We start from the raw sequence: 26359 nt of genomic DNA on the forward strand, positions 1-26359 counted from the left end.
TCACCTTATTATTTTGTGTACTTAATTTTTTCTCCAGATTGAACACGTCCTTGAAAATGTTTGATGCGACAATCCACTTCAAATCCACGCATCATGATGCCTTGTAGAGGTGCTTGAACAAAATAATATACAGGCCAAAACATTTTAGGAATGTAATCATATAGATGAACTAAAACAATTGCGTTATTTTTTAGCAATCGAAACTCTAATTTCCCTTGCTTTTTCGCATTGGATTTGACTAACTTACCACCAACTAAATATAAAGTGATGAGGTTGTCCTCTGTTAACACTTTCTTAAAAATAGCCAATGGTTTGTTTTTACTTTTTAAATATATATAATAATGGTCATCACTATGATACGTCTTAACAATCGTTCCTTTGGTTTTATTTAACCAATTAAAAAAGTATTCAACAACTTGGTCAAGTGTCCACTTTTTAGGCAAAACCATTTTCATAGCCGTTCTAACATCATCGTACTTAGACACCTGCAATTCTACATTGATATGAGGACGTTTGATTTCCAATTTCGTACGCTCTACTGGCACACCATAAGCGCCTAAACGTTCCATCGTTTGATTATCATTTCGACTTCCTGGAATATATACTAACTTTTTAACATGATTCACTGACGCTGCCCTACCAAAGTTGTCAGCAGCAATTAAATTAAGATCTCGCGCTGTCGCTTGCGTTAATTTCGCTGAATTTTTCGTTGGATCTAAATAAAAAATAGCTATATCAATCTCTTTCATCGCTTCAACGACATCTTGATAATTAAAAATATCACTCTGTAACCATGTCATATCAGTTGCATTAACATGTTCCGGTTTTGGATACTTTGACAATACATATAAATCAGCATCATTTTCAATTACCGAACTTAAATGTTTCCCAATATAGCCTGTGCCGCCTGCTAAAAGTACTTTTGGTTTCATATTTTAAACTCCCTTGTGTATAATGAACACTCCATCGTGTGCAATTACACGATTCAAAGCAAACTTATCTTATTTATATTATAATATAGAAGTAGCAGAAACTTAAATGAATATAGGAGTGTTTTCATGCCTCACGCTATTCGTGAAATCAGTATAAAAGACGTAGACAATTTTATAGACTTACTTACCAAAATTTATGATGAATCAGAATTCACATTTTACAATCCTGGTGAGTATGCACCCAGTACTACCGAAGTGATTAAGCGCTTAGAAGATTATATTACCTCTTCTTCTAAAGCTATTTTTGTTGTCGAAAGTAGCGATCAACTTGTAGGATACGGTTTTGTAGGTACTGAAACATATGAACGTACACGCCATGAAGCGATTGTATATCTAGGTGTTAAAAAACTGTACCAAAAAGATGGTGTCGGACAAACTTTGATTAATGCAATAGAAGCATGGTCCCTCAATCATAATATCCGTCGTATTGAAGCGACAGTGGTACCCGAAAATGATGGTGCTGTTAACTTATTTAAGAGCGCTGGATTCCAAATTGAAGGCGAATTAAAAGATAAGCTGTATATTAACAACAAATATTATAATGAATACGTGATGGCTAAAATTTTAAATTAATTGTTTATGGTAATTACATATTGAATTTTATCATATAATTAGATGAAATAAGTTGATAACGATATATCATGTATAAAAAACCACCGTAAAACGACTATAATTGTCGTTTTACGGTGGTTTGTTTTATTCACTGAATGGATCTAATTGCACATCTTGATTCATATTATTGTTTTCATTGTTATTAGATTGATTATTACGTTCAACACCTGAAGAAGATGTATTTCTACTTAAGAATAAGAGTACCCGTTTAATATTTTCTTTAGATTCTGGTTTATTTAAATGGAATTGATATTGATGGTGTAAGTGATGTGAGCCATCATAAAATAATGTCTCAGCTGGCACATCTTTTTCTTTTAATTTTTTATAAAAATCTATATTCTGACTATAAAACGGATCCGCATCTCCTACAGATAAAAATGTAGGCGGATAATCTTTGGTTACTTGATTTATTGTAGACATTTGAGATAGGTTTTTAAAATTACTCTCCCAATTTGTCGTACCTGTATAACTTCTCATAAATAATTGAATCCTAGGAAATTCTGTTGATTTAACTGTCTTCATATCATAGAATCCGCCAAAGAATATCGCCGCTTTAATTTGAGAAGGTTTAAATTCCGGTTCAAATTTCATTTCATCACGTAATGACTGATTTGTCTGCATAGCAACATATTGACTGGTTAATTGTGCGCCAGCGGAATCGCCACCTATAATCACTTGATCAAAATCAATTGGCAAATCATGTTCATTCGTTTTAATAAATTTGACCGCTTTGTTCATTTGTTCAATAGGTGTAGGATACTTGTATTGAGGTGCTAACGCATAATTGACGTTTACCACAATGTAACCTTGTTCAGCTATTTTAGATAGTAATGGATTTTTATACTGTTTATCGCCAGCAATAAAACCTCCACCATGCATCCAAAAGATGACTGGTAACTTACTATCTTTATTCATATCAGATGGCATAATAATATCCAGTTTACTATTAGGTATACCTTGACCATAAGAAATATTCTGTAAAACTTTCACGTTTTTATTATTGATTTGGACTTTTTCTTTATTTTGTTGTTGTCGATGTTCATGATCATAATGTGTTTTCAATAGTAAACCAATACTAGTACCTACTATTAAAATGACAACAATTGTTATCAACAACCATTTATGTTTTGCCTTCATGACGGATAATCCTCTCATCAATGCTCAATTATATCGTTTAATTAATTACGCTAAAAAAGCAATTCATCTTCTATTTAAAAAGATGAATTGCTTTTAAGATTAAATCAATCACATTTAATTGTAAAGTACATCAAATTACATATCATTATGCAATATGCTTTTTGTCATCACTCTTACGTTTATAATATTTGATAAGTACGGCAACAACTATAATTAAACCGACTACACCCATAATATTATATAAATAGTTAATTAAATCAGCGAATCCTACGAAACTTAAAATGTAGGCAGCAATCATCATAATAATGATGAAGACATGATACTTTTTGCTATATGGTTCAGTAAAACGTGCTGCAAATGAGTAGCATAATCCTAAAATAGTATTATACATTACTGCTAACATAATAATTGTTAATACTAATCCAATCCACGGATTGATTTCATTTGCTAAATTAAGTGTAGGAATAGCAGCATCTTTAATTTGTGGGTATTCTGCTTGTAAAGCAAAGTTAATTAATGCTAATAGAATAGTATAAACAATACCACCAAATAACGCACCTGCACCTGAAACTCTTCGTTTAGATGCATCCCCACCAATGGCTACGACTGTACTAAAACCTACCGCAAATGCAAGGCCGCCATATTGAATACCTTTGAGAATACCTAAAATGACGCTTGACTTATCGACAGTATCATTAACTTTATTCAATGGTATAGATCCATTAAACAAATAGTACACCGCAATTAATACAACCATCACAATTAAAAATGGTGTCACAATACCTAAAGCTCTTACTATTTTATTGAAGTCTAATAGTAAGGTGCCATAAATAACTACAGTCATAATTAATGCACCTAACCAAATGGGTACTTTAAAACTTTCTTGGAATGCTGATCCAGCACCCGCAATCATCGTAACGGCGATACCAAATAAAAAGAATACAAGAATATAATCGAAAACCTTACTAAATTTATCGCCAAAGACATATTGCAATGTAGATTCGTGATTAGTTGCTTCAAATGCTGTCCCTATTTTTGCTACTTGTCTACCAATAAAACCTAAAATCAAACCTGATAAGAGTACACCTATGTATGACCATAAGCCATAAGGTGTAAAGAATTGCATCACTTCTTGTCCGGTTGAAAAACCTGCACCGACAACGATGCCGACATAGGCGAAACCAATTTTTATAGCTTCTTTATTGAGCCCCATGAAAAGTTTACCTCCTTCGTTTCGCATATTTTGAATTATAACGTACTATTATTTAATTTCAACCCAACTCAAAGTATGTCAAAAAAGCCTAAATCCACGATTTAGACTTATATATCAACTGTTTTCACTAATCTACAAAATATAAAATTCATACTTTTCTAACAATTCTATAATAATTTATTTATTAAAAACACATTTATTTTAATACAATATCATTTATAAATTCACAATAAAAAAGTCATTGAAACGGTATGACTCATCTCAATGACTTTTATTCATAAAATTAATATTCACATTTTAACGTGCGTTACGATGTTGATTTAGTTCATTAATATCAACAACTACATTATCCATACGTTTCGCTGTATCTTTCAATACATTACGAGCCACATTGTTGGTAGGATCTAATTTAAGAATACGTTTTGCAATATCGAAGGCCTTCTTATCAGAGATAACAGGCTCTGGAATTGCATGTAGTAATAACATTTGTAATAAGCTTTTAACTTCATTTCCGTCAGTAAGTTTTATGGATGAATCTGCATGGTAATACGCAGAATGTAAAGCACCTTCATAGTCACTGAGTGGATAAACAAGCAATAAGAATGCTAAGTCATGCATTTCTGCTGTTTCTTCCACTTTCATCATGTCTAAAATACAAGTATAAAACATCATACTTTCTACTTCATGAGCACTTGAAATATATGCTTCTTCAAATTCCATAAAATCTGTTTCGGACATCAATTGTCTTACTAAATCAAACTCGCCATTCAATACATGTTTCTTTATAAGATGTTGCATGGCAATGTCCTCCTATTAGCCAGATTTTATCGTACATTTAATATTAATCATATCACAGATATCCTTAACTTTCATTTCAAAAAATCAATTTAAGCTTAATATATCATTTATTTTAAAAAGTTGTTTGATTTACTTCTTCTATAGCGTCCGCCAAATTTCCACCGATTGATAATTTAACTGCAGCTGTAAAACTACCTTCTACAATTGGTGCATCCACTTTAACAATTTTATAATTCCCATCATACATATCAATAGCCATATCAATATTCATTTCGGATGAGCCTATATCATAAAAGCACAAGGCATCATCTTCTAAACCATTGATTAGCTGTTGAACTGTCTCAAACGACGTCCCAATATCACCATTCATACCACCGTTAGCAATGACTTTTACATCTGGTGCCATTTGTTGCAACAATGCTTTTGTACCATTCGCTATTTGTTCACTATGACTAATAATTACAAGCGTTGCCATTATGCTTCATCTCCTATTATTGCATGTAATATATAAACCATACTTTGTGCACCTGGGTCCATATAACCCTTTGACGCTTCTTTAAAGTATGATGCACGCCCTTTCGTAGCTACCATATCCACAGTTGCTTCTGCAAAGCTTTGTAGGCGATTCAAATCAACTTGTTCACCTTTTTTGACCGCTTCATTTGCACGTGCAACAACATCATACATGGTCTTTTCATTAAGTTCTACCTTACCACGTTTGGCAATTGCCTCTGTAAATGTTTCTAGAAGTTCTACTAAATTATTATGGTCAATGTCGTCTTTAACAACTTCAGCCATTTTCACAAAGCTAAAACCATATAACGGACCTGAAGCACCGCCAATATTTGACATGAGACACATACCTGTCGATTTAAAAACACTTTGCATTGTACTGTCATCTAATTTATCTTTTAAACTTTCAAAACCTCTTAACATATTAACACCATGATCGCCATCGCCAATAGCTCTATCAAGTTCAGTTAATGCATCTTCTTGCTCTTTAAATGTTGTTTCTAAATCCAATAACTGTTGTTTCATCTTTTGGATATCCATTATGATTCTCCTTATCCTGTATATTTATTCATTAAATATTAAAATATCTACTCGTTGTTGGCGCTAGTAATGCTTTTAAAAGTGTTTCTGAATAGGGTACGACTGTTATTGAAAATCCTTGCATGTCTAATGACGTCATGTAATCACCTACATACCAATATTTGACAGTGATATCATGCGCATCAAAATATTGTTTGATATAAGACGTCGCAATTGTAAGCTCAGATAAAGGTGTACCGCCCATACCATTTACCATTACAAGTATTTCTTTACTATCAACTTCTTGTAATAATGCGTCACCTAATCGTGTCACTATCTGATCTATAGGTTCCATTTGTTGACGATGTAATCCTTTTTCACCATGAATACCGATACCAATTTCAATATCATTCTCATCAATATCAAAACCATACTTTTCTGTTGTTGGTACCATAGGTGGTGTTAATGCCATACCAATACTTTTAACTGTAGGTAATAGTTCTTCTACTTTTGCTTGAATTTCTGTTAAAGATAGACCTTTATCGGCTAAAAATCCGGCAAACTTATGAATGAAAACTGTTCCGGCAACACCACGTCTTTGTTCAACATCAGAAACGGCAATATCATCTTTCACTACTACCATAGCAGCATTAATACCTTCCATTTCTGCCATTTCTTGTGCCATTTCAAAATTCATGACATCTCCCGCATAATTTTTAACGATGAGAAGCACGCCTTCACCCGTGTCTACAGCTTTTATAGCATCTAAAATTTTATCTGGTGTTGGAGAGGTGAATACTTCACCACAAACTGCAGCATCTAACATACCCTGAGCAACATAGCCTGCATGAGCTGGTTCATGACCACTCCCACCACCTGACACTAAAGTTACACCAGTTGTTTTTTTATCTTTTTTTACAACGACATTGTCATTGATAACTTCTAATTCTGGATGAGCAATTTTTATACCTTCGAGCATATCACTTAAAAATTGTTGTTTATCTTTAATTAATTTTTTCATAGTTAGCCCTCCTTATTTATCCACTTTCATTATAATGCATCGACTTAAGAAAGCGTTAACAATTATATATAAAAATAAAGTGACATGTATCGTACATGCCACTTTATTTACATATTTTATACATTTTTGGTTTTGTACATGAGATATAGGAAGTAAGGTGCACCAATAATTGCAACGATGATACCTGCTGGTACGCCTGTAGGTTCTAATATAACCTTGCCCAATGTATCTGAGAACACTAATAAAAAGGCACCAACAAGCACTGCTATTGGTAAAAACAACTGATGGCGTGGTCCTACAATACGTTTAGCAATATGTGGCCCCATCAATCCTATAAAGGAAATAGACCCTGCTACTGCAACTGCTACTGAAGATAGTACTACTGCTACAAAGAATAATACCATGCGTTCTTTATCGACCTTAACACCTAAACCTTTAGCTACATGCTCATGCGTATTGATAATATTCAATTCATTAGATTTATAAAATAGATATGGCAGTATGATGATGATCCATGGTAAAAATGCCATCACAAATATCCATTCATCTCCCCAGATATTGCCTGCAAACCATGTTGCTATAAATTCTGATTGATCTTTGTCGAATTTAGACATGAGTGTTATTGAACCACCATATAAAGCTGTCTGCATACCTACACCTATTAAAACCATACTGGAAGGTGTAACGCCATGTCTTTGATTGACACTAAACATAAAAATAATTAAAGCTGTCGCTACACCGCCTATGACGCTAATAATAGGTAAAACATAAACAAAATTGTCTGGTTTAATCTGACCAATTGTGATGAATAATGCGATTGCAAAACCACCACCAGCATTAATACCTAGAATGCCTGGCTCAGCAATTGGATTTTTAGTAACACTTTGTACAATTGCGCCACTCATACTTAATGCCGCCCCAGCAAGAATAGTGATGAGCATACGTGGTAATCTAAAATCGACTAGAATTAATGTGTCTGTATAATCACCTTGCCCGGTCAATATTTGGAAAAATCGACTTACAGGGATATTGTACTCACCAGAAGCGATACTCCATGTACACGCTAAGAAAACAAGTACAGTAAATATCACGAATGTAATGATTTGTTTACGTCGTAATTGGCTATCTATCATATTGAGCGTCCTCCTTTTTTAACTAAGTATAAAAAGTAAGGAACGCCAATAAATGAAATAATCGCACCCACTGGCGCATCTCCTAAATATCTAGCAAGCATATCAGCTACTAACATCAATATGCCACCTAAAATGGCAGTTAAAGGTAATACTTTAGAATAATCAGTTCCTATTATAAATCGAACAATATGTGGGACGATTAATCCAACAAATGCAATTTGCCCTACCATCGATACTGCTACGCCAGCTAGAACCATTGCTAAAATTAATATGACAACACGAATCATAGTCACATTTTGTCCTAGACCTTTGGCTAAAGATTCCCCTAAATTCAATATAGTTAATTGTCTACTCATTGTGAGAATAATTACCAATGCCACTATAATGATGGGACCTGTCCAAATAATTTGAGACCATGTTGTTCCTGAAACCCCACCAGCACTCCAAAACGTTAAAGATTGATTTAATCTAAAGATAAGCGCAACACCTTGGCTTAATGCCGTTAACATAGCACTAACAGCTGCTCCGGCTAAAATAATACGCATAGGATTGAAACCATCTTTTCTTGAACGGCCAATCATTAACACAATCGAACCACCTAACAATGAACCGAGAAACCCGGCAATCATTAGTAATGTAAACGGTGCTTCTGGATAAAAAGCATACGTTATGGCTAAGCCAAATGACGCACCTGAATTGAGACCAATTAAACTCGGATCCGCCAAACTATTTTTAGTCACACCTTGAATAACCGCACCGGCAACCGATAATGCCATGCCTACTAAAATGGCACCTAAATCTCTTGGAATTCTGATCTCACTAATCACATTATGTTGTTGATTTTTAGGATTATAATTGAAAATTGCATCCATAATGATGGGTATATCTATTTTCGCATCTCCAAATAAAATAGATAAAAATAGTGCTATTGCTAGCACTATCATTCCACCTATCAAATAAGATACAAATCTCATATAACCACTTTGCCTTGGTTTTGACATGATATCTTTACCTTTTCTATATATTTTAAATCATCTCACAGTTTATGAAGAATATGCCTTTTGACATAAATCATATGTCACTAATAAAGGTTTACCAGTTCTAGGATCTTCACTTAATACAACATCTATATTAAATACACGTTCTAAAATATCTTGTGTCAACACTTCATTTGTTTCACCATTTGCTACAATGTCACCGTCTTTCATAGCAATAAGATGATCTGAGAATCGAATGGCTTGATTGATATCATGTAATACCATAATAATCGTACAACCTTGTTCTTGATTCAATTTTTGAACTAATTCTAAAATTTCTAATTGATGACATATATCTAAATATGTTGTTGGTTCATCTAAAAAGATAATATCTGTACGTTGAGCCAATGCCATAGCAATCCAGACACGTTGTCTTTGACCACCACTTAAATCGTTGATTGAACGGTGTCTAAATTCAGATGTACCTGTCACTTCTAGCGCCCAATTGATTTCTTTTTTATCTTCATCAGATAAACGCCCAAATCCTTTTTGATGAGGAAATCGGCCATAAGATACTAATTCACCAACAGTTAAACCATCAGCCACTTCAGGAGATTGTGGTAAAATCGCAATTTTCTTAGCAATTTCTTTCGTAGATTGCGTGTGGATACTCTCTCCGTCTAAATTAATCGTGCCATCTTTTACAGATAATAAACGAGACAATGCTTTAAGTAAGGTAGACTTGCCACAACCATTAGGTCCAATGATTGAAGTTACTTTACCATCTGGAATTTCCACATCTAAATGATTAATAATCGTCGTATCTCCATAACCTATTGTTACTTGTTCACCGTTTAAACGACTCATAATTCCCCTACTTTCTAAATTACTATATCTATATCGAAAACATAACTGTAATTAAATATATTAATTATTAAATTCATGATTGTAATTGATAATCATTATCACAGGAGCCATTATAACATTTTTCACTTATATTGACTAATAAATTTCATTAATTTCCTCTTTTTTATCGCATTAAAAAGCCGTTCTAAGCTAACAAATTTGCTACTTAAAACAGCTTTGGAATAATATCTTTTATTCATCTATAAGGAAACCATTTCCGTATACATCTCTCACATCATGAATGACTAGAAATGCTTGATTATCAATACTTCTAATTATCTTTTTAGCACGTGACACTTGTGTTTTTGTAATCACGACATAAAGGACGTCTTTTTCTTCTCTAGTATAATAGCCGTGACCATTCAATATAGTTAATCCACGACCTACTTGTTCATCTATGGCTTTAGCCACTTCATCTGGTTTACTTGAAATAATTGTCATCGCTTTCTTCGTATTTAAACCTTCGATTACAAATTCCATCACTTTCGTACCAATATACAATGAAATGACGGTAACTAATGCACGATCGAGTGAAATCACAGTTAAAGATATGACTACAACAATTAAATCGAAGAAGAGTAATGCATAAGGCGTACTCACGTCTAAATACTTATGTGCAATTCTAGCTAATATAGTAGTTCCAGCAGTAGTCCCACCTGCTAAGACAATAACACCAATACCTAATCCGACACTTGTTCCGCCAAACACTGCATTGACAATTACATTGCCTGTTTCAACATGCCAAGATTCTGTTAAACTTAAAAATACTGAAATAAGTACAGTTGCTACAATGGTTAAATACATACTACGTTTGCTTAAAAATTTATATCCTACTGCAATTAAAACAGCATTGACTACAAAGTTAGTAATAGCTGGCGATAAGTGAAAAGCGTAGTACAATACTATGGCTAAACCTGTGACCCCACCTTCACCTAAATTACCTGAAATAATGAATGCATTAACACCAGCTGAAAAAATAAACGATCCAACAATGACTAATATTAAATCTCTTATTAATCTATTCAAGCAACCACATCCCTTTATTTATTTTTTATATGATTAACAAAATGGTAGCACACGCATGTAGCCCCTACAACACTGCTTGTGTAAATAATTCATATTTTTGAAATAATTTCATTTCCACTCATACAACTTATCAATGAATCATCTCTAACGAAATAATACGGTTTAACATAAAAAAGGATAAAATATTTTTAAATTTTCAGAATTTTTAATTTACTTATAGCTTTCGCTTTGCTATAATAATGTTAACTTCTTAACAAAAGAAGTTATCTCCTTTGTGTTGTTTATAGTAACAAAACAAATTTTGCTCGAAGTACTGTAACTGTACCTAGTCCTTACCGTTACAAGTACATTAATATTCATTTCCCATAAAAGCCAAGTATAACAAGTGTCTCCTCACTTACTATACTTGGTTTTTATTATGTGTCATTTTTTTCATTAAAAAACACCTCCCATCGCTAGAAAAGGTTCTAGCAATAGAAGGTGTAACCTTAATTTTTAATTTACCATGCGAATAATCCTACAAATGCAGCTGTTAATAATGAAACTAAAATCCCTGCTAACAGCATCATTGGCACGTATTTAGAAACAAAGTCTGCTGTTTTCTTATCTACGATACCTTTTAATGTACCGATAATCATACCAATAGTTGAGAAGTTAGCAAATGACACTAAGAATGTTGAAATCACTGCTTTATGGTGAGGTGAAAGTGTATTAATAGACTTAGATACTTCACCCATTACGACAAATTCGTTAGTAACGATTTTTTTCGCCATTTGTTGTGCAACTAACCAAGCTTCATCCCAAGGAAGACCAAGTAATAATGCAAATGGATACATAAATACGCCTAAAATTTGGTCTAATCCAAAGCTACCTTTAAGACCCATCAAGTGACCAATGCCACCTGTAATCAAGTTAATCAAACGATCCGCTAAATCTGCTAACGCTACGAAACTAATCACAAATGCTATGATAATGAGTACTAATTTACCTGCAGCTAATACAGAATCACCTAAGAATGAGAAGAATGGCTGACGCTCTATATCTTGATCCTTAATACTATAAATAATATCTTCTTTATCTTCTACTCTTACTGGATTCAAAATTGACGCGACAATAATAGCATTCACGATATTTAAAGGAATAGCAGTCAACACTAATTCCCCTGGAATCATTTGAACATAAGCACCTACAATAGCACCTGACACAGAACTCATAGACATCATTGCTACAGTTAACACTCGCATTTCATTCATGCGCTTCAATTGTTCGTTAGAAACAGCGAGTGCTTCTGTGTTACCTAAGAACATCATTTCAATGCCAAAGAACGACTCGAATTTAGGTTGGCGCGTAATTTTTGCTAAAACCCAACCAATTGCACCAATTAATTTCGGTAGAATATTAAAGTACATTAAAATATCAAATAACGGTACTACTAATAGAATTGGAAATAGTGCGCTCACAGCCATATCCATCTGCTTATTCGAAACAAAACTATTAAACGCAAATCCTGTACCTGCATTTGCTGATTCAATTACCCAGGAAATACCATTTGCAGCTGCTTTAATTCCTGATTTTCCCCATGGGAAGTAAATGAAGAACCATGCTAAAAATAAGTTTAAAACGACTAAAATAATAATTGATTTCCATTGTATATCTTTTCGTGCTCTCGAGAATAACACTGCAATACCTAGGAAAACAATTAACCCAATGATATTAATCAATAAAAACATTTGGCACCCACCTATTTATTTAATTTTTCAACAACGTGTTGTACAAAAGGAACATATGTATAGATATATGACTCTATATCATGGATAAAATCCACCCCAAAACCAGAGCCCATCTAATTGGCTTAATTATACCATTTGTAAAAATGACTTAAAATAACGTTTTTCATTAAATCTTTAATTTATACAAAAAAAGCACACACACTCTTTAAAGCGTATGTGCTTATCATTAAATTTTAGTCTGCAAGCTTTTGAGACGTTACAAAGTGTTTATATTTATCATGTGTTGTCATTAACTCACTATGTGTGCCTTTACCAGTCACTTGTCCTTTATCTATAAAGATAATTTGACCTGCTTTTTTAATTGTAGAAAGTCTATGTGCGATGACAATTGTAGTTCGACCTTCCATCAATGTTTCTAAAGCTTCTTGAATTTTCAATTCACTTTCACTGTCTAAGTTAGCAGTGGCTTCATCTAATAACAAAATATCTGGATTTTTAACAAAGCTACGTGCAATATCAATTCTTTGTCTTTGACCACCGGATAGCTTAAGACCACGTTCACCCACTAATGTATCGTAACCCTCATCAAATTGCATAATAAAATCATGACAATTAGCCAATTTAGCATATTTAATAAGTTCTTCATCTGATACAGAACGATTGACACCGTACAAGATATTATCTCTAATCGTACCACTCATCATAGAGTTTGATTGCATAACATAACCGATTTTAGTACGCCACTTAGATAATGGAATATCAAAAATACTTGTACCATTATACGTAATGTCGCCACTTTCAATATCATACATACGTTCAATTAAGTTAAATATCGTACTTTTACCAGAACCTGAAGGACCGACAAATGCACTAACCTGACCTTGAGGAATGTTAAATGACACATCATTTAATATAGACTTAACGTCATATTTGAAGTTCACATGATCAAATACAAGTTCACCATCTTGTACCTCAACATCTTTTGAATCTTCAAGTGATTCTGTAGGTTCTATAGGTTCTTGCATGATTTCATAAATACGATGACTTGCCCCAACAGCTTTTTTATAATCTGTTATCAATGTTGACAAATTAACCAACGGCATAGACATTTGAATCACATAGAAAATCATTGCGATTAATGTACCTGCAGTGATAGCACCTGTTGCAATTTCTAAAGCGCCGAAACCTAGGATGATAGCTATAGTTAATAACATTACTACACCCGAAATAGGTTGTACTACTGCTGAAATTTTAGCTTGTTTTAAACCTAAGCGATAAATTTCTTTTAAATTAGTGTGCGCATTATCAAGTTCTAATCTTTCTGTATTGGATACTTTAACCAATCTCATTTCTGTCAGTACACGTCCAAGTAAACCACTAAAATTAGCAATTTCAGTTTGTGTACTTGTTGAAATTTTCTGCATCACACGACCTAATGGAATCATGATAAGTACAAAAATAGGAATAGTAATAAACGTTAACAACGTCATTTTCCAATCCATGATAAATAGCATAACGAGTGAACCAACTAACGTTAATGCTGAAGGTAATAAATTAGGTAATTTTTGAGAAATAAATTCGTTAATTACCTTTGTATCGTCTGTTAAACGACTCATCAATTGACCACTTTCGTTTTTATCAAAGAACGGCATTTTTAATTGAATGATATGTTCCCACAATAATGAACGGATATCATAAATCATTTTTTCACCAATTTTACTTAGTAAATATAATCCAATACCACTTAAAATAGCATTAAGTAAGAATATACCTCCAAATATGGCTACAAGATTCCAGTTCATAGTACTTACTGAGAATTTATCTACTAATCTCCCAGTAAATAGAGGTACTAATAATCCACTCAAGCTTCCTAAAGAAGTAATAATAACCGCAGCAATGATTAACCCAATTGGCCAAGAGAGCCTTTTAAATAAAAAGAATAAAGGGTTAGTTTGTTTCATAATAATACCTCTTCTATTAATATTCATATTTTAAATTTTGCTCAATCTTACTATAAAAGTCCGTGCATCCCAAATATTTAAGTCTTTCCCAACTATAATAAAATATCAAAAATTCAACATCTTACATATATGTATCAAATAATGTATATGATAAAATATATTAGTTGAAAATAATAGTTAAAGGAAAGAAATAATGAAAAGAATCTTTATACTCATCATAACGATGTTCTTCGTATTAAATATTATAACACCTTTTGCTAATGCAGAGAATGGTGATGTTACACCAGTTCAAGTTGCAATCGATAATGGTTATAGTAAAGTAACTGAAGCATATCAACCTGAAAGTGCTATTAACGTGAGTCAAGACGGCCAAATACTCTATGAATACAATAAAGATAAGGTATGGTATCCGGCATCAATGACTAAACTTATGACAATGTATCTTACATTAGAAGCCGTTAAAGATAAAAAGCTATCATTAAATGATGAAGTCAAAATAACTGATCGCGAATATCAAATGTCTACGCTTCCCGAATTAAGTAATACTAAGCTTTACCCGGGCCAGAAGTGGACCATTTCAGATTTGCTTCAAATTACCGTATCTAATTCTAGCAATGCCGCTGCATTGATACTTGGCGAGCAAGTATCGGGTAACGTCAATGACTTCACAGATTTAATGAATAAAAAAGCCAAAGAACTCGGTATGAAAGATACACATTATGTGAATCCAACAGGTGCTGAAAATGCTCGTCTCAAAAGCTTTGCCCCTTCTAAATATAAAAAAACTGAAAACACAACAACTACAGCACGTGACTATGCCATTTTAGACCAACATGTGATTAATGAAACGCCTAAAATATTACATTTTACCAAACAACTCGCACCAACGACGCATGGTGTCACGTATTATACATTCAACCATTCATTGGATGGTGCCGACATGAGCTTACCAGGAACAGATGGATTAAAAACTGGTTCTAGTGACACTGCAGATTATAATCATACGATTACTACAAAGCGAAACGGTTTTAGAATCAACCAAGTCATATTAGGCGCTGGGGATTATAAACATATCGGTGGAGAAAAACAACGTAACATGATGGGCAATGCGCTAATGGAACGTTCATTTAGTCAATATAAATACGAAAAAATCCTTTCAAAAGGTAAACATCAAATAAATGGTAAAACCTATTATGTTGAACAAGATTTATACGACGTACTACCTAAAGATTTCACTAAAAAGGACTATCAATTAGTCATTGATAACGGCAAAGTACATGTAGATTACAATCGTCAATTCATCACTAAACAAGATGGTCCACCTTCGGTTACAGTACATAAACCCATATTCCATCATGCGACAACCGTTGCTAAAAGCATGTGGCAAACTCATCCTACGATAGCTATCATCTTTGCTATAGGTTTAGTCATCGTATTATCTATTATGATCCATCTATTTATTCAAGCTTTTCGTCGAAAATAGATATTATATTACCATAACAATAAAAGGACAAAGCGTAGACATCTCGTCTTGGCTTTGTCCTTTATTATAAACACGCTATTATTTAGCGTCTTTTCCGTATAATTCTTGTTTGATTTTCGTTGTTGAAATACCTTCAGTTCGGTTAAGATAAATCACTTCACATTTATCTTTTAAGAAATCAAATTCGCCTTCCCAGTCATGTCCCATAACGAAAACATCGACATCGAAACGTTCAACATCAATTTCTTTTTGACCCCAACCATCTTCAGGGATTACTAAGTCTACATAACGAATCGATTCTAACATCATTTTACGTTGATTATAGTCATAATATGATTTTTTATTTTTCACTTGGTTGAATTCATCAGTAGATAACGCAACGATGAGATAGTCTCCCATTTCACGTGCTCTTCTTAATAATTCAATATGTCCATAATGTAATAAATCATATGTACCATAAGTAATTACTCGTTTCATGATACGTGATTCTCCTTAACTAAATATTTAATAAAAATTTATATTCTTAATGTAGCATAAATTGTATAGGCTTACCATTAATTCACCAAAACATCATGTTATTCTTTCAAATTTATATGATGAAGCGTCATCATTTCTTTAATACTTTTTTTAATTTTTGCTTTCCAGAAAATGCAGATTTTTTAGAAAAAGTCTGTGCTAAAAATCGAATATAGCCTGGTCTTCCAATACCAACATTTGCCAATACACGTCTCCATGATTGATAGAGGTCTTTAGTCCATTGCGTTCCACCTTGCTCAACCGCTTCTACAATTCTAAACATTGCCTCACCAGAATAATGTGTTTCTTGCATCAAATTAATATACTGCGTCACACTTTCTATAAATGAAGGTGTAATCACACTATTTTTTAATAAATGTGCTTGAATTAAATAACTTACAATAAGGTTATCCATACGATAGCTATAGTAAGTTTTTTCATTCATTAATAGCAATAATTCCATCACGCGTTGTCGCACTTTCATAGCATCTTCCATATATGGTAAGAACGTATCTGCACGTCTATCTGTCACAGATCCTTCTCGCTCATTATAGCCATATGCGATGATTGACATAAGATTAATATCTCGCGCTTTAGAAAAAGCACGTACCATGAATGTATGCTCTTCACAAAATACAACATCTTCATCAAATCTTAAAGAAGCAAATTTTGCACTAAACAATTTACCACCAGGACCTATAGATTGAAGTATTTCTGGGCTTCTTTCGAGCGTTACAACTTCATCTCTCTTAATTTCTTCGTGCGTTGGAAATACTTTCCATTCCCCATGAACATCGCGACCTATTTGACCTATTACTATGTCAGTTTCCTCGTGATTCTCATATGTTTGTATCATCGCATCTATGCGACTTGGTAAATATTGGTCGTCCGCATCTAAAAACATAAATGCATCCGTATCGTCATCCATAGCTGCTAATCCTACATTACGACTTCTAGCAGCACCTTGATTCTCTTGATGAATGACTTTAATATTAGGAAATTCTTTTTGTAATTCGGTTAATTCATGCTTAGTATGATCTGTCGAACCATCATTCACACAAATAATTTCAAATTCAGCTTTAGTATCAATCGACGTTACCGCTCTTCGTACTGTATCTTGCCCATTATATACAGGCATTATAATCGCTAATTTCATGATTTCACCAACTTATCTATATAGTTTGTTACTTGATTCAGTGTTTCTTGCGTAGTGTATTGATGCCAATGGTTAAATAAAGACTTAAATTGCTTATCGTCTTGTTTAATTTTTTCAATAAGTGCGTCTTCCGTCGTCACTTTATACGTATTAGGAATATCATAATAATAGTGATTAAGTCCTCTTACCTTTTCATATTCCTTTTCGTCATACACATAAAAGAGTGTTGGTTTATTAATTAAACTTGCTTCTATTGGTATCGAACTATAATCACTAATAATTAAATCAGCCATGATAACTAATGATGTCGAATCTAGGTCATATTCTTCATCATTTTTGATAGACGGATGTAAGTGACTTAGCAATGTGTATTCAGGCAAAGCCTTTTCAAAGCGTGCCGTATTAATTTGTCTGTTAGCTTGATGATTTTCCCTATAGGTTGGCATATAGACCGCTAATTTACCTTGGATACCATATTGATTTTTTAATCGCTGTTGTTCTTCTTTGATATCAATATTTAAATATTCAACTAATCTAGGAAGTCCAGAACATAACATTTGTGAAGGTTGTGCATCAAATGATTCATTAAAACAATGCCCCATTTCATCTCCACCTACTAAATATAGATCTGTAGCTGAATATACTCGTTGATATTGATTCACCATTGCTTGATTATTCAAATCCACTTGATGATCTGTTAACCCAAAATCTTTTAAAGCACCAGCAGCATGCCATGTTTGAATAACAGTTTGTTGCGCTTTTTTATGGTATGCCCCCATGATTAAATAATACGTATCTATTAGAATTATTTTTGCCGTACTTAACAATTTAATGTGCTTAATAACATTTTTATTTCCTGCTTTAACATAAGTTACATTTGATAAATGTTGAATATACTGTGCATGTTTGTCTGTCGTGATAACAGTTAATTTGTATCCTTTAGTACTTAATTGTTCAATAATCGGAAGTACATCTTTAGGAAAAGTCATCATAACAACAATATCTTTATTTTTAACTTTTAATCCTCTAAAAAGGACATTCAATATTGCAATGACGATCATATATATTTTTTTGATTAAAACTCTCATTTCATTCACCGGCTTTATTTCGATTTATCTTTATTCATAAATTATAAACGATTCCAAGATTGATAGAAAATAATTCTCTCATAACCCATTGTCCTTAAAATAAAAAGTAGACCAACAATACATCGTCGGTCTACTGTTATACGTCTTTTGACACACTATATTCTTATAAGAAATCAGCAAAGTGATCTCTATATTTTTTATGAAGTATAGAACCTAAAACAAAGAATATGAGAACAATCATGACATTATATAATGCTAATTTCCAGTGATCAATGAAGTACCACTGATGGAATAATATTGCCGCACGGTATGATTCAGCAATAAAGTATACTGGATTGAATAACATAATATGGTGCACAATGCCACTTACACCGTGGTTTTTAGGAATCCATAAAATGGGCGACATATAGAATAATATTCTCATTAATGCCTGCATCGCCATCTGAGTATCTCTCACTAATATACCTAACGTTGATGTAAATAAAGCAACAGACGCCGTTAATAAAAAGGCAAACGGCACATAAATCAATAATTGAATGATATGAATAGATGGGTAAATCCCTCTAAACATACATGCTACGATAATGATGGCAAGTAAACCAATATGTCCATAAAATCTGCTTGTTACAATGTATGTTGGAATAATGGACAATGGGAAATTCATCTTTGCGACTTGATTAAATTTTTGGGATATAGATTTTGTACCCTCGAGTACACCTTGGTTAATAAAGAACCACATACTAATACCAACGAGTAACCAAAATACAAATGGAATGCCATGTACCGGATTGTTACTTCTGATTCCCAGACCAAACACTAACCAATAAACCATAATTTGTAGCGCTGGGTTCAATAGTTCCCAAGCCATCCCTAAATAGTTACTATGGTTTGAAATTTTAATTTGGAATTGTGCCAGTCGTTGGATTAAATAAAAGTTTTTGATGTGTTCTTTAAATACAGTAACTACTGCTGACATTGAATTAAACCACACTTTCAAACATTTAATGTATATACAATTGATGTTGAGATGGAATCTATCATTTTGAAACTATTTGTCTTTCAATCCACACTATTCATGTTATGAGTAGAAATTAAGTTAAACAAATACTTTTGAAATGATGATATTCATATCTCAAACTCATTGTTTTTTAATATGTAAATTTGTTTTAATTGAATAAAATATACCAAACTATATAACTAAGTAAAAGATATTAGTTTATTAAATTCTCATCTTATTATACAATCATTTAAGTTATTAAACATAATAAAGCACCTTAAAATGACAATAATATCATTGATTGTCTATAATTAGACAAAGTCTATCGTGTTAGATTAACTTTCACTCAATTTTAAACAAAATCTTCTACTCACTTTACACTAGGTTAATAAATTTAACAACTGATGAGTAGTATATTATAATCTATATAAATGTAATTAAGGAAGGACTAATTATGAGCGTATCGGTAAATATAGAACATGTAACTAAAGAATATCGTATATATAGAACGAATAAAGACCGTATTAAAGATGCCTTAATACCTAAAAATAAAAACAAAACATTCTTCGCATTAGATGATGTTTCTCTTCAAGCACACGAAGGAGATGTGATTGGTCTTGTTGGTATTAACGGTTCAGGGAAATCTACATTAAGCAATATGATTGGCGGATCACTGTCCCCTACATCAGGTAAAATCGACCGCAAAGGTGACGTTAGTGTAATTGCAATCAATGCTGGATTAAATGGCCAATTAACAGGTGTTGAAAATATTGAATTCAAAATGTTATGTATGGGATTCAAACGTAAAGAAATCAAAGAATTAATGCCTCAAGTCATTGAATTTAGTGAATTAGGTGAATTCATATATCAACCTGTAAAAAAATACTCTAGTGGTATGCGTGCAAAACTTGGTTTCTCTATTAACATTACAGTTAACCCTGATATTTTAGTTATTGACGAAGCATTGTCCGTTGGTGACCAAACTTTCACTCAAAAATGTTTAGATAAAATTTATGAATTTAAAGAAGCGAATAAAACCATCTTTTTCGTCAGTCATAATATCCGTCAAGTTAAAGAATTTTGTACGAAAATCGCATGGATTGAAGGCGGTAAACTTAAAGAGTTTGGCGAATTAGATGATGTTTTACCAAATTATGAAAAGTTCTTGAAAGAATTCAAGAAAAAATCGAAAAATGAACAAAAAGCATTTAGAAGAGACTTAGATGCATCTCGATTTATCGTTAAATAATCAACTTAAAACACCAATAAAAAGGCAATCAATGTGTTAATCGCTTAACACATTGATTGCCTTTTCTTATGTCTATATTATTAATGTTGTCTTTTTTGTTTAGCAATTTTAAACATAAATTTAGGGATACTCTTTAATCTTCCTAAACGTTTCCAATCAATTAATAAACGATAAATCCATTCTATATTTAACTTCCTAAAGAATTTGGGTGCTCTTTTTTTGGCGCCACTAAACACTTCAAATGAACCACCAACACCCATCATTACGGTATGTTGAAATGCTTTACTATGGTGAGCAATCCACTTTTCTTGTTTAGGATAACCCATACCAACAAATATATAATCCGGATTAAATGTCTCTATACGCTTAATGACCGTTTCATCTTCTAAATTAATGTAACCATGATGATGTGCAAATGTCACGCGAGGATATTTAGCTTTTAATTGTTGCTCTGCCTTTTCAATAATTTCATTCTTTGAACCTAAAATAAAAACCTTTTGTTGGTTTACATGTGCCATTTTCAGACATTCTTCTAATAATTCTATACCTGGAATCCTTTGTGGTAACGGTTGTTTTAATCGTTTTGATGCTTTCACGACACCTGTACCATCAGCGATGACGTAATCAGCACTATTGATGAGTTGTTGATAGTCATGATTTTCTGATGCATAGTCAACAATTTCAGGGTTAGCCGTAACTATAAATAAATTATCTGTCGTCTGTGCCATAAAAAATGTTTTAATATTTTCAACCATTTGCAACATCGTAGTATGGTCAAAATTCACGCCTAATATATCAACCTTTTTATTCTTGTGCTGACCTTTTAATGTCATAAAATAAATCTCCTATCCTACTTGATCAGTCATCTCAACTGATATATCAAGTTATATCAAATCTAGTCATTGTTTTAAATTTCACCAAAATGTACGCTTATTTTAACACATCAACATACATCAAGATATGATTATCCAAAAAACCTTCATCACTCGTACAATTTACGCCTTAAGTCTAAAGGATAATTTTTAGATATTAACGTATAATAGATAATAACTTACAAAATCAGTGTGACTTTGAGTCGATTGATTAATTTTAATTACGGAGCCTTAATATGACACAATTCGAATCATTCTTAACCACTCATATTCATTTAAATATGTATATCATATTAATCATAAGTATCATCTACATTATCGTCCATCAAAACCGCTATAAATTTTACTATCGATACTTTGCAATTATACTTAACTATATCCCAGTATTAACTCATGAATTCGGACATGTACTTTTTAATAAATTATCCGGTGGTCATGCTAAAGATTTAGTTATTGTGACACGGCCGTCTGAAAGAGAAGCTACCTTACAACAGGGCTATGCAATTACTCAATCTAAGAGTTATCTTGGACAATGGTTCACTACATTAGGTGGCTATATCATGCCTCCAATGATGTTATGGATAGGTATTATCACAATATTTTATAATCATCCAAGCTTTTTCATACTCCTGTACTTAGGAATTTTTATTTATTTTCTGATTTTAACATCCCGTAAATTATCACCTATAATAATTATTATTGCTATGACAATACTCTTGTATTTCCTATTCCAAAGCGATGACTTACTTGTTATTCATCAAATTGTTAGTTCTAGTTATCATTTTACTTTAGGCGTATTACTTGGTGAAGTGCTTCAATCGTCTTGGACAATTTTCAGACTGACATTCCAAAGACCTAAACAAAGTTGGGACGGCAGTACCTTAACTGATATTAGTAAAGTGCCTACAGTCATCTATAGCACAATTTGGATTACAATCAATTTATATACCGTGTACATATTAATCAAATTACTATTGTTCAAATCTTAAATGACCAACCTACCTTCAAAAAAAGATAATAAAATAGTAAAAAACTTGAGCCCTTCTGAAAAATATGGTGTTAAGATATTTAATCTCAATCACCACATGATACAGTTTAGGGCTCAAGTTTGTATTGTATTATTTTTCCGCAAAAATATTCATAGCATTTTCATAACTTAAAATTGTAATCACATCATTGCGCTTAATAATGACAACTTTATTCGTGTCATCTTTGGATACAATTTCAACATCATTACCTATAGAAATATCCTTACTTGAAAGATAAACTAACAACTCTGTCTTATCTCTAACGCGTTTAATCGTGACAACATCAGCAGGTTCAAATTCTAGTATTGTCTTTGTATATTTTTCCTTGTAATGATGATCTCTAGGAATCACACCACCATGCGGACACGTTTCTGGATAATTTAAAATATTATCTAAACGTTCAACAAATAAATCTGAAATTCTATGCTCCAAAATTTCAGCCTCTTGATGCACTTCTTCCCAATTATATTTCAAAATTTCTATTAAAAATAATTCAAGTAACCGATGTCTTTTAATAATATCTAAAGTGTGATTTAAACCTTCTTCTGTTAATTTAACACCTTTATATGGCTTTGTTTCTACATAGCCTGACTTTTCTAATCTCCCGACCATTTCACTAACTGATGGTGGTTTTATATTTAAAAATTGAGATAATTTTTTATTTGATACGAAGGATACATCACCGTCATTCGTTAATATTGCCTTGAGATAATCCTCTTTTTCTTCAGTTAACATCATTTCACCTCACACATATTCACTTTATTGTATCACGAATCTACTTGACATGTTAAAACTTCTCGGTTTATTATAAAATAAATTAGGTTAACCTAAACTTTTAATTAGGAGGTATTAATATTTGCTTGAAGTTAGTAATTTAAATCTTTTTTTAGGTAATAAGCATATTTTAAAAGATATTGGTTTTAAAATTCCTATTACTGGTGAAATGATAGGTATTATGGGGCCTAATGGTGCTGGAAAGTCTTCTTTACTGAAGTCATTAATAGGAGATTTCCAAGCAACTGGCACACAATTACTTTATCAACGTCCGATACATACTCAATTGAAATACATGACATACATACCTCAAAAATCAAATATTGATTTGGATTTTCCGATCAATGTGGAAAAAGTGATTCTCTCAGGATGTTATGGCGACATCGGTTGGTTTAATCAACCTAGACATGAGACCAAAATTCAATTGAATCAATTATTAGATGATTTAGACTTAAAATCTTTAAAACGAAAACAGATTTCTGCATTAAGTGGTGGTCAACTTCAGCGTGTACTTGTTGCACGCGCACTCATGTCTAAAAGTCAACTTTATTTATTCGACGAACCTTTTGTCGGCATTGACTATAAAAGCGAGCAACTCATAATGAATAAAATTAGGCAATTAAAATCACAAGGCAAGTTGATTCTCATTGTTCATCATGACTTATCTAAGGCTTCTCAATACTTCGATCGTATTATGTTGCTCAATCAAACGCTTCGTTATTTTGGTGATGCTGAAGATGCAATGAATAATGACACACTATTAAATGACACATTTATGTCTCAGACTAGTCACATTGATGCATCTTCGAAAGGAAGTGCCTAAATATGCATGACTTTTTCACACATCTTTTAAATTATCAATTTTTAAATAGAGCACTAATCATTTCAATGATCGTTGGTGTTGTCTGTGGCACTGTAGGTAGCCTAATTGTATTAAGAGGATTATCACTGATGGGCGATGCGATGAGTCATGCTGTATTACCAGGAGTAGCATTATCATTCTTATTTGGAATACCAATGTTTATTGGCGCGTTAATAACTGGAATGATTGCAAGTATGTTAATCGGATTTATTACTTCTAAGAGTAAAACAAAGCCAGATGCAGCTATAGGCATTAGCTTTACGGCATTCCTTGCACTAGGTGTCATTTTAATCAGTGTCATCAATAGTACGACTGACTTATATCATATTCTATTCGGTAATTTACTCGCCATCACGCATACAACGTTTTGGACTACCGTGATCATCGGACTATTTGTACTAAGTCTCATCATTATATTCTATCGACCTTTAATGATTTCTACGTTTGATAACACATTTAGTAGAATGAATGGTTTAAATACTAAGCTAATACATTATTTTGTCATGCTACTCCTTGCATTAGTAACGGTTGCAAGTATCCAAACCGTAGGCATTATTTTAGTCGTTGCACTCCTAGTCACACCCGCTTCAACTGCCTTTCTTATTTGCAAGAATTTATATGGCATGATGGCAGTCGCAAGCTTCATTGGTGTAATCAGTTCAATTATCGGACTTTATTTCAGTTACATATATAACGTACCAAGTGGTGCAGCTATTGTACTTTGCACATTTGCGATTTACGTTATCACATTAGGTATCACAACATTTAAAAATAAACAGAGAAGAGGCGTAATTTAAATGAAGAAAATCATTCCCTTATTGCTAGCCATTTTTATCGTCTTGATTGGTTGCAGTCAATCTAATGGAGATAAACAACAAGCTGACAGTCATAAATTAAAAGTTGTCACAACTAATTCTATCCTTTATGACATGGTAAAAAATGTCGGTGGCGATCATGTTGACGTCCATAGTATTGTTCCTGTTGGACAAGATCCACATGAATATGAAGTCAAACCTAAGGATATTAAAAAGTTAACAGATGCAGATGTTATATTTTATAACGGATTAAATTTAGAAACTGGTAATGGCTGGTTCAAGAAAGCATTAGAACAAGCCGGCAAATCGATGGATGATAAAAAAGTCATCGCCGTTTCTAAAGATGTTAAACCTATATATCTAAACGGAGAAGAAGGTAACAAAGATAAATTAGATCCTCACGCATGGTTAAGTATTGAAAATGGTATTAAGTATGTCAAAACGATTCAAGATAGTTTAAACAAATATGATTCATCAAATCAAAAAGATTATAAACATCAAGGAAATCAATACTTATCTAAATTAGAAAAACTTAATAAAGAAAGTAAAGACAAATTTAATGATATTCCAAAAGAACGACGTGCCATGATTACTAGTGAAGGTGCATTTAAATACTTTGCAAAGCAATATAATGTGAAGCCTGGATATATTTGGGAAATCAACACAGAAAAACAAGGTACACCTTCACAAATGAGACACGCTATTCAATTTGTAAAAGAGCATCAGATTAAACATCTATTAATCGAAACAAGTGTAGATAAAAAAGCGATGGAAAGCTTATCCGAAGAAACACATAAAGATATATACGGAGAAGTATTTACTGATTCAATTGGTAAAAAAGGCTCAAAAGGTGATTCTTATTATAAAATGATGAAATCTAATATCGATACAATACATGGTAGCATGAAATAATGCTACTTGCGTAACTACCGCAACAACTTAATAGAACCGATGGCTGAGTGAATAAGATATAACTTGAAT

The 26359-nt window shown here is 32.7% G+C and carries 26 protein-coding genes; 7 read left to right on the forward strand and 19 right to left on the reverse strand.

Annotated elements, in window-relative coordinates; all coding sequences use genetic code 11:
• Nucleotides 1-8: 8 nt before the first annotated feature.
• Complete coding sequence (locus JX000_RS10115) at nucleotides 9-932, reverse strand: NAD-dependent epimerase/dehydratase family protein (RefSeq protein WP_107536137.1); 924 nt, start codon at nucleotides 930-932, stop codon at nucleotides 9-11.
• Between the two features lie 126 nt (nucleotides 933-1058).
• Here JX000_RS10115 and JX000_RS10120 point away from each other — a divergent pair, with 126 nt between their 5' ends.
• A complete protein-coding gene (locus tag JX000_RS10120; RefSeq protein WP_075778865.1) occupies nucleotides 1059-1565 on the forward strand; it encodes a GNAT family N-acetyltransferase in 507 nt (168 codons plus the stop codon).
• A 123-nt stretch (nucleotides 1566-1688) separates the two neighbouring features.
• On the opposite strand, the gene JX000_RS10125 is transcribed toward JX000_RS10120, so the two are convergent.
• From JX000_RS10125 to JX000_RS10180, 12 genes are all read right to left on the reverse strand, one after another.
• Nucleotides 1689-2741, reverse strand: coding sequence for an alpha/beta hydrolase (locus JX000_RS10125; protein ID WP_002451017.1), 1053 nt, complete (start codon nucleotides 2739-2741; stop codon nucleotides 1689-1691).
• Between the two features lie 145 nt (nucleotides 2742-2886).
• Entirely contained in the window at nucleotides 2887-3954 is a 1068-nt protein-coding gene (locus JX000_RS10130) for a YkvI family membrane protein (protein WP_206140679.1), read from the reverse strand.
• 297 nt (nucleotides 3955-4251) lie between these two features.
• On the reverse strand, nucleotides 4252-4752 hold the full coding sequence (locus JX000_RS10135) for a hypothetical protein (protein ID WP_002451019.1): 501 nt from the start codon (nucleotides 4750-4752) through the stop codon (nucleotides 4252-4254).
• Between the two features lie 112 nt (nucleotides 4753-4864).
• Nucleotides 4865-5227 carry a dihydroxyacetone kinase phosphoryl donor subunit DhaM gene (gene dhaM, locus JX000_RS10140; protein WP_124228527.1) on the reverse strand — a complete coding sequence of 121 codons (363 nt, stop codon included), beginning with the start codon at nucleotides 5225-5227 and terminating at the stop codon, nucleotides 4865-4867.
• Entirely contained in the window at nucleotides 5227-5805 is a 579-nt protein-coding gene (gene dhaL / locus JX000_RS10145) for a dihydroxyacetone kinase subunit DhaL (protein ID WP_002451021.1), read from the reverse strand. The genes dhaM and dhaL overlap by 1 nt, the downstream gene beginning before the upstream one ends.
• Nucleotides 5806-5836: 31 nt before the next feature.
• Nucleotides 5837-6805, reverse strand: coding sequence for a dihydroxyacetone kinase subunit DhaK (gene dhaK / locus JX000_RS10150; protein ID WP_206140680.1), 969 nt, complete (start codon nucleotides 6803-6805; stop codon nucleotides 5837-5839).
• 116 nt (nucleotides 6806-6921) lie between these two features.
• Nucleotides 6922-7938 (reverse strand): FecCD family ABC transporter permease, encoded by a 1017-nt coding sequence (locus JX000_RS10155; protein WP_124228529.1) that lies wholly within the window; start codon nucleotides 7936-7938, stop codon nucleotides 6922-6924.
• Complete coding sequence (locus tag JX000_RS10160) at nucleotides 7935-8912, reverse strand: FecCD family ABC transporter permease (protein WP_454368163.1); 978 nt, start codon at nucleotides 8910-8912, stop codon at nucleotides 7935-7937. The genes JX000_RS10155 and JX000_RS10160 overlap by 4 nt, the downstream gene beginning before the upstream one ends.
• Before the next feature lie 69 nt (nucleotides 8913-8981).
• Complete coding sequence (locus JX000_RS10165; RefSeq protein WP_023374733.1) at nucleotides 8982-9782, reverse strand: ABC transporter ATP-binding protein; 801 nt, start codon at nucleotides 9780-9782, stop codon at nucleotides 8982-8984.
• Nucleotides 9783-10013: 231 nt separating this feature from the next.
• Nucleotides 10014-10847, reverse strand: coding sequence for a YitT family protein (locus JX000_RS10170; protein WP_002451026.1), 834 nt, complete (start codon nucleotides 10845-10847; stop codon nucleotides 10014-10016).
• 500 nt (nucleotides 10848-11347) lie between these two features.
• Entirely contained in the window at nucleotides 11348-12577 is a 1230-nt protein-coding gene (locus JX000_RS10175; protein ID WP_049423095.1) for a NupC/NupG family nucleoside CNT transporter, read from the reverse strand.
• A gap of 233 nt (nucleotides 12578-12810) precedes the next feature.
• Nucleotides 12811-14538, reverse strand: coding sequence for an ABC transporter ATP-binding protein (locus JX000_RS10180; RefSeq protein WP_206140682.1), 1728 nt, complete (start codon nucleotides 14536-14538; stop codon nucleotides 12811-12813).
• A gap of 193 nt (nucleotides 14539-14731) precedes the next feature.
• Here JX000_RS10180 and pbp4 point away from each other — a divergent pair, with 193 nt between their 5' ends.
• On the forward strand, nucleotides 14732-16021 hold the full coding sequence (gene pbp4 / locus JX000_RS10185; RefSeq protein ID WP_124228533.1) for a penicillin-binding protein PBP4: 1290 nt from the start codon (nucleotides 14732-14734) through the stop codon (nucleotides 16019-16021).
• A 78-nt stretch (nucleotides 16022-16099) separates the two neighbouring features.
• Here pbp4 and tagD read toward each other — a convergent pair whose 3' ends face one another.
• From tagD to tagG, 4 genes are all read right to left on the reverse strand, one after another.
• On the reverse strand, nucleotides 16100-16498 hold the full coding sequence (gene tagD, locus JX000_RS10190; protein WP_002451030.1) for a glycerol-3-phosphate cytidylyltransferase: 399 nt from the start codon (nucleotides 16496-16498) through the stop codon (nucleotides 16100-16102).
• Nucleotides 16499-16628: 130 nt separating this feature from the next.
• The gene (locus tag JX000_RS10195) at nucleotides 16629-17693 is read right to left on the reverse strand and encodes a glycosyltransferase family 2 protein (protein ID WP_124228534.1); all 1065 of its coding nucleotides are present in this window, start codon (nucleotides 17691-17693) and stop codon (nucleotides 16629-16631) included.
• Nucleotides 17690-18781, reverse strand: a complete 1092-nt coding sequence (gene tarB, locus JX000_RS10200) for a teichoic acid glycerol-phosphate primase TarB (protein ID WP_124228535.1) — start codon at nucleotides 18779-18781, stop codon at nucleotides 17690-17692. The genes JX000_RS10195 and tarB overlap by 4 nt, the downstream gene beginning before the upstream one ends.
• 163 nt (nucleotides 18782-18944) lie before the next feature.
• Nucleotides 18945-19757 carry a teichoic acids export ABC transporter permease subunit TagG gene (gene tagG / locus JX000_RS10205; protein ID WP_002451033.1) on the reverse strand — a complete coding sequence of 271 codons (813 nt, stop codon included), beginning with the start codon at nucleotides 19755-19757 and terminating at the stop codon, nucleotides 18945-18947.
• Nucleotides 19758-20232: 475 nt separating this feature from the next.
• Between tagG and tagH the strand changes: the two genes are divergently transcribed.
• Complete coding sequence (gene tagH, locus JX000_RS10210; protein WP_107532170.1) at nucleotides 20233-21027, forward strand: teichoic acids export ABC transporter ATP-binding subunit TagH; 795 nt, start codon at nucleotides 20233-20235, stop codon at nucleotides 21025-21027.
• An 80-nt stretch (nucleotides 21028-21107) separates the two neighbouring features.
• On the opposite strand, the gene tarA is transcribed toward tagH, so the two are convergent.
• Complete coding sequence (gene tarA / locus JX000_RS10215; protein ID WP_124228536.1) at nucleotides 21108-21860, reverse strand: N-acetylglucosaminyldiphosphoundecaprenol N-acetyl-beta-D-mannosaminyltransferase TarA; 753 nt, start codon at nucleotides 21858-21860, stop codon at nucleotides 21108-21110.
• Between the two features lie 275 nt (nucleotides 21861-22135).
• On the opposite strand from tarA, the gene JX000_RS10220 reads away from it, so the two are divergent.
• On the forward strand, nucleotides 22136-22888 hold the full coding sequence (locus JX000_RS10220; protein ID WP_206140683.1) for a M50 family metallopeptidase: 753 nt from the start codon (nucleotides 22136-22138) through the stop codon (nucleotides 22886-22888).
• 129 nt (nucleotides 22889-23017) lie between these two features.
• Here JX000_RS10220 and JX000_RS10225 read toward each other — a convergent pair whose 3' ends face one another.
• A complete protein-coding gene (locus tag JX000_RS10225; protein ID WP_002451037.1) occupies nucleotides 23018-23662 on the reverse strand; it encodes a metal-dependent transcriptional regulator in 645 nt (214 codons plus the stop codon).
• 121 nt (nucleotides 23663-23783) lie between these two features.
• Between JX000_RS10225 and JX000_RS10230 the strand changes: the two genes are divergently transcribed.
• Genes JX000_RS10230 through mntC form a run of 3 tightly spaced genes read left to right on the forward strand, consistent with a single transcriptional unit; the run spans nucleotide 23784 to nucleotide 26290 of the window.
• Nucleotides 23784-24524 carry a metal ABC transporter ATP-binding protein gene (locus tag JX000_RS10230; protein WP_124228538.1) on the forward strand — a complete coding sequence of 247 codons (741 nt, stop codon included), beginning with the start codon at nucleotides 23784-23786 and terminating at the stop codon, nucleotides 24522-24524.
• Nucleotides 24525-24526: 2 nt separating this feature from the next.
• Entirely contained in the window at nucleotides 24527-25360 is an 834-nt protein-coding gene (locus JX000_RS10235) for a metal ABC transporter permease (protein ID WP_002451039.1), read from the forward strand.
• Nucleotides 25361-26290: a manganese ABC transporter substrate-binding lipoprotein MntC gene (gene mntC / locus JX000_RS10240; protein WP_206140684.1), complete on the forward strand. Its 930-nt coding sequence runs from the start codon at nucleotides 25361-25363 to the stop codon at nucleotides 26288-26290.
• Nucleotides 26291-26359: the final 69 nt, after the last annotated feature.

The sequence above is a fragment of the Staphylococcus sp. SB1-57 genome (assembly GCF_017086425.1).
In the GTDB taxonomy this organism is placed as follows: domain Bacteria; phylum Bacillota; class Bacilli; order Staphylococcales; family Staphylococcaceae; genus Staphylococcus; species Staphylococcus warneri_A.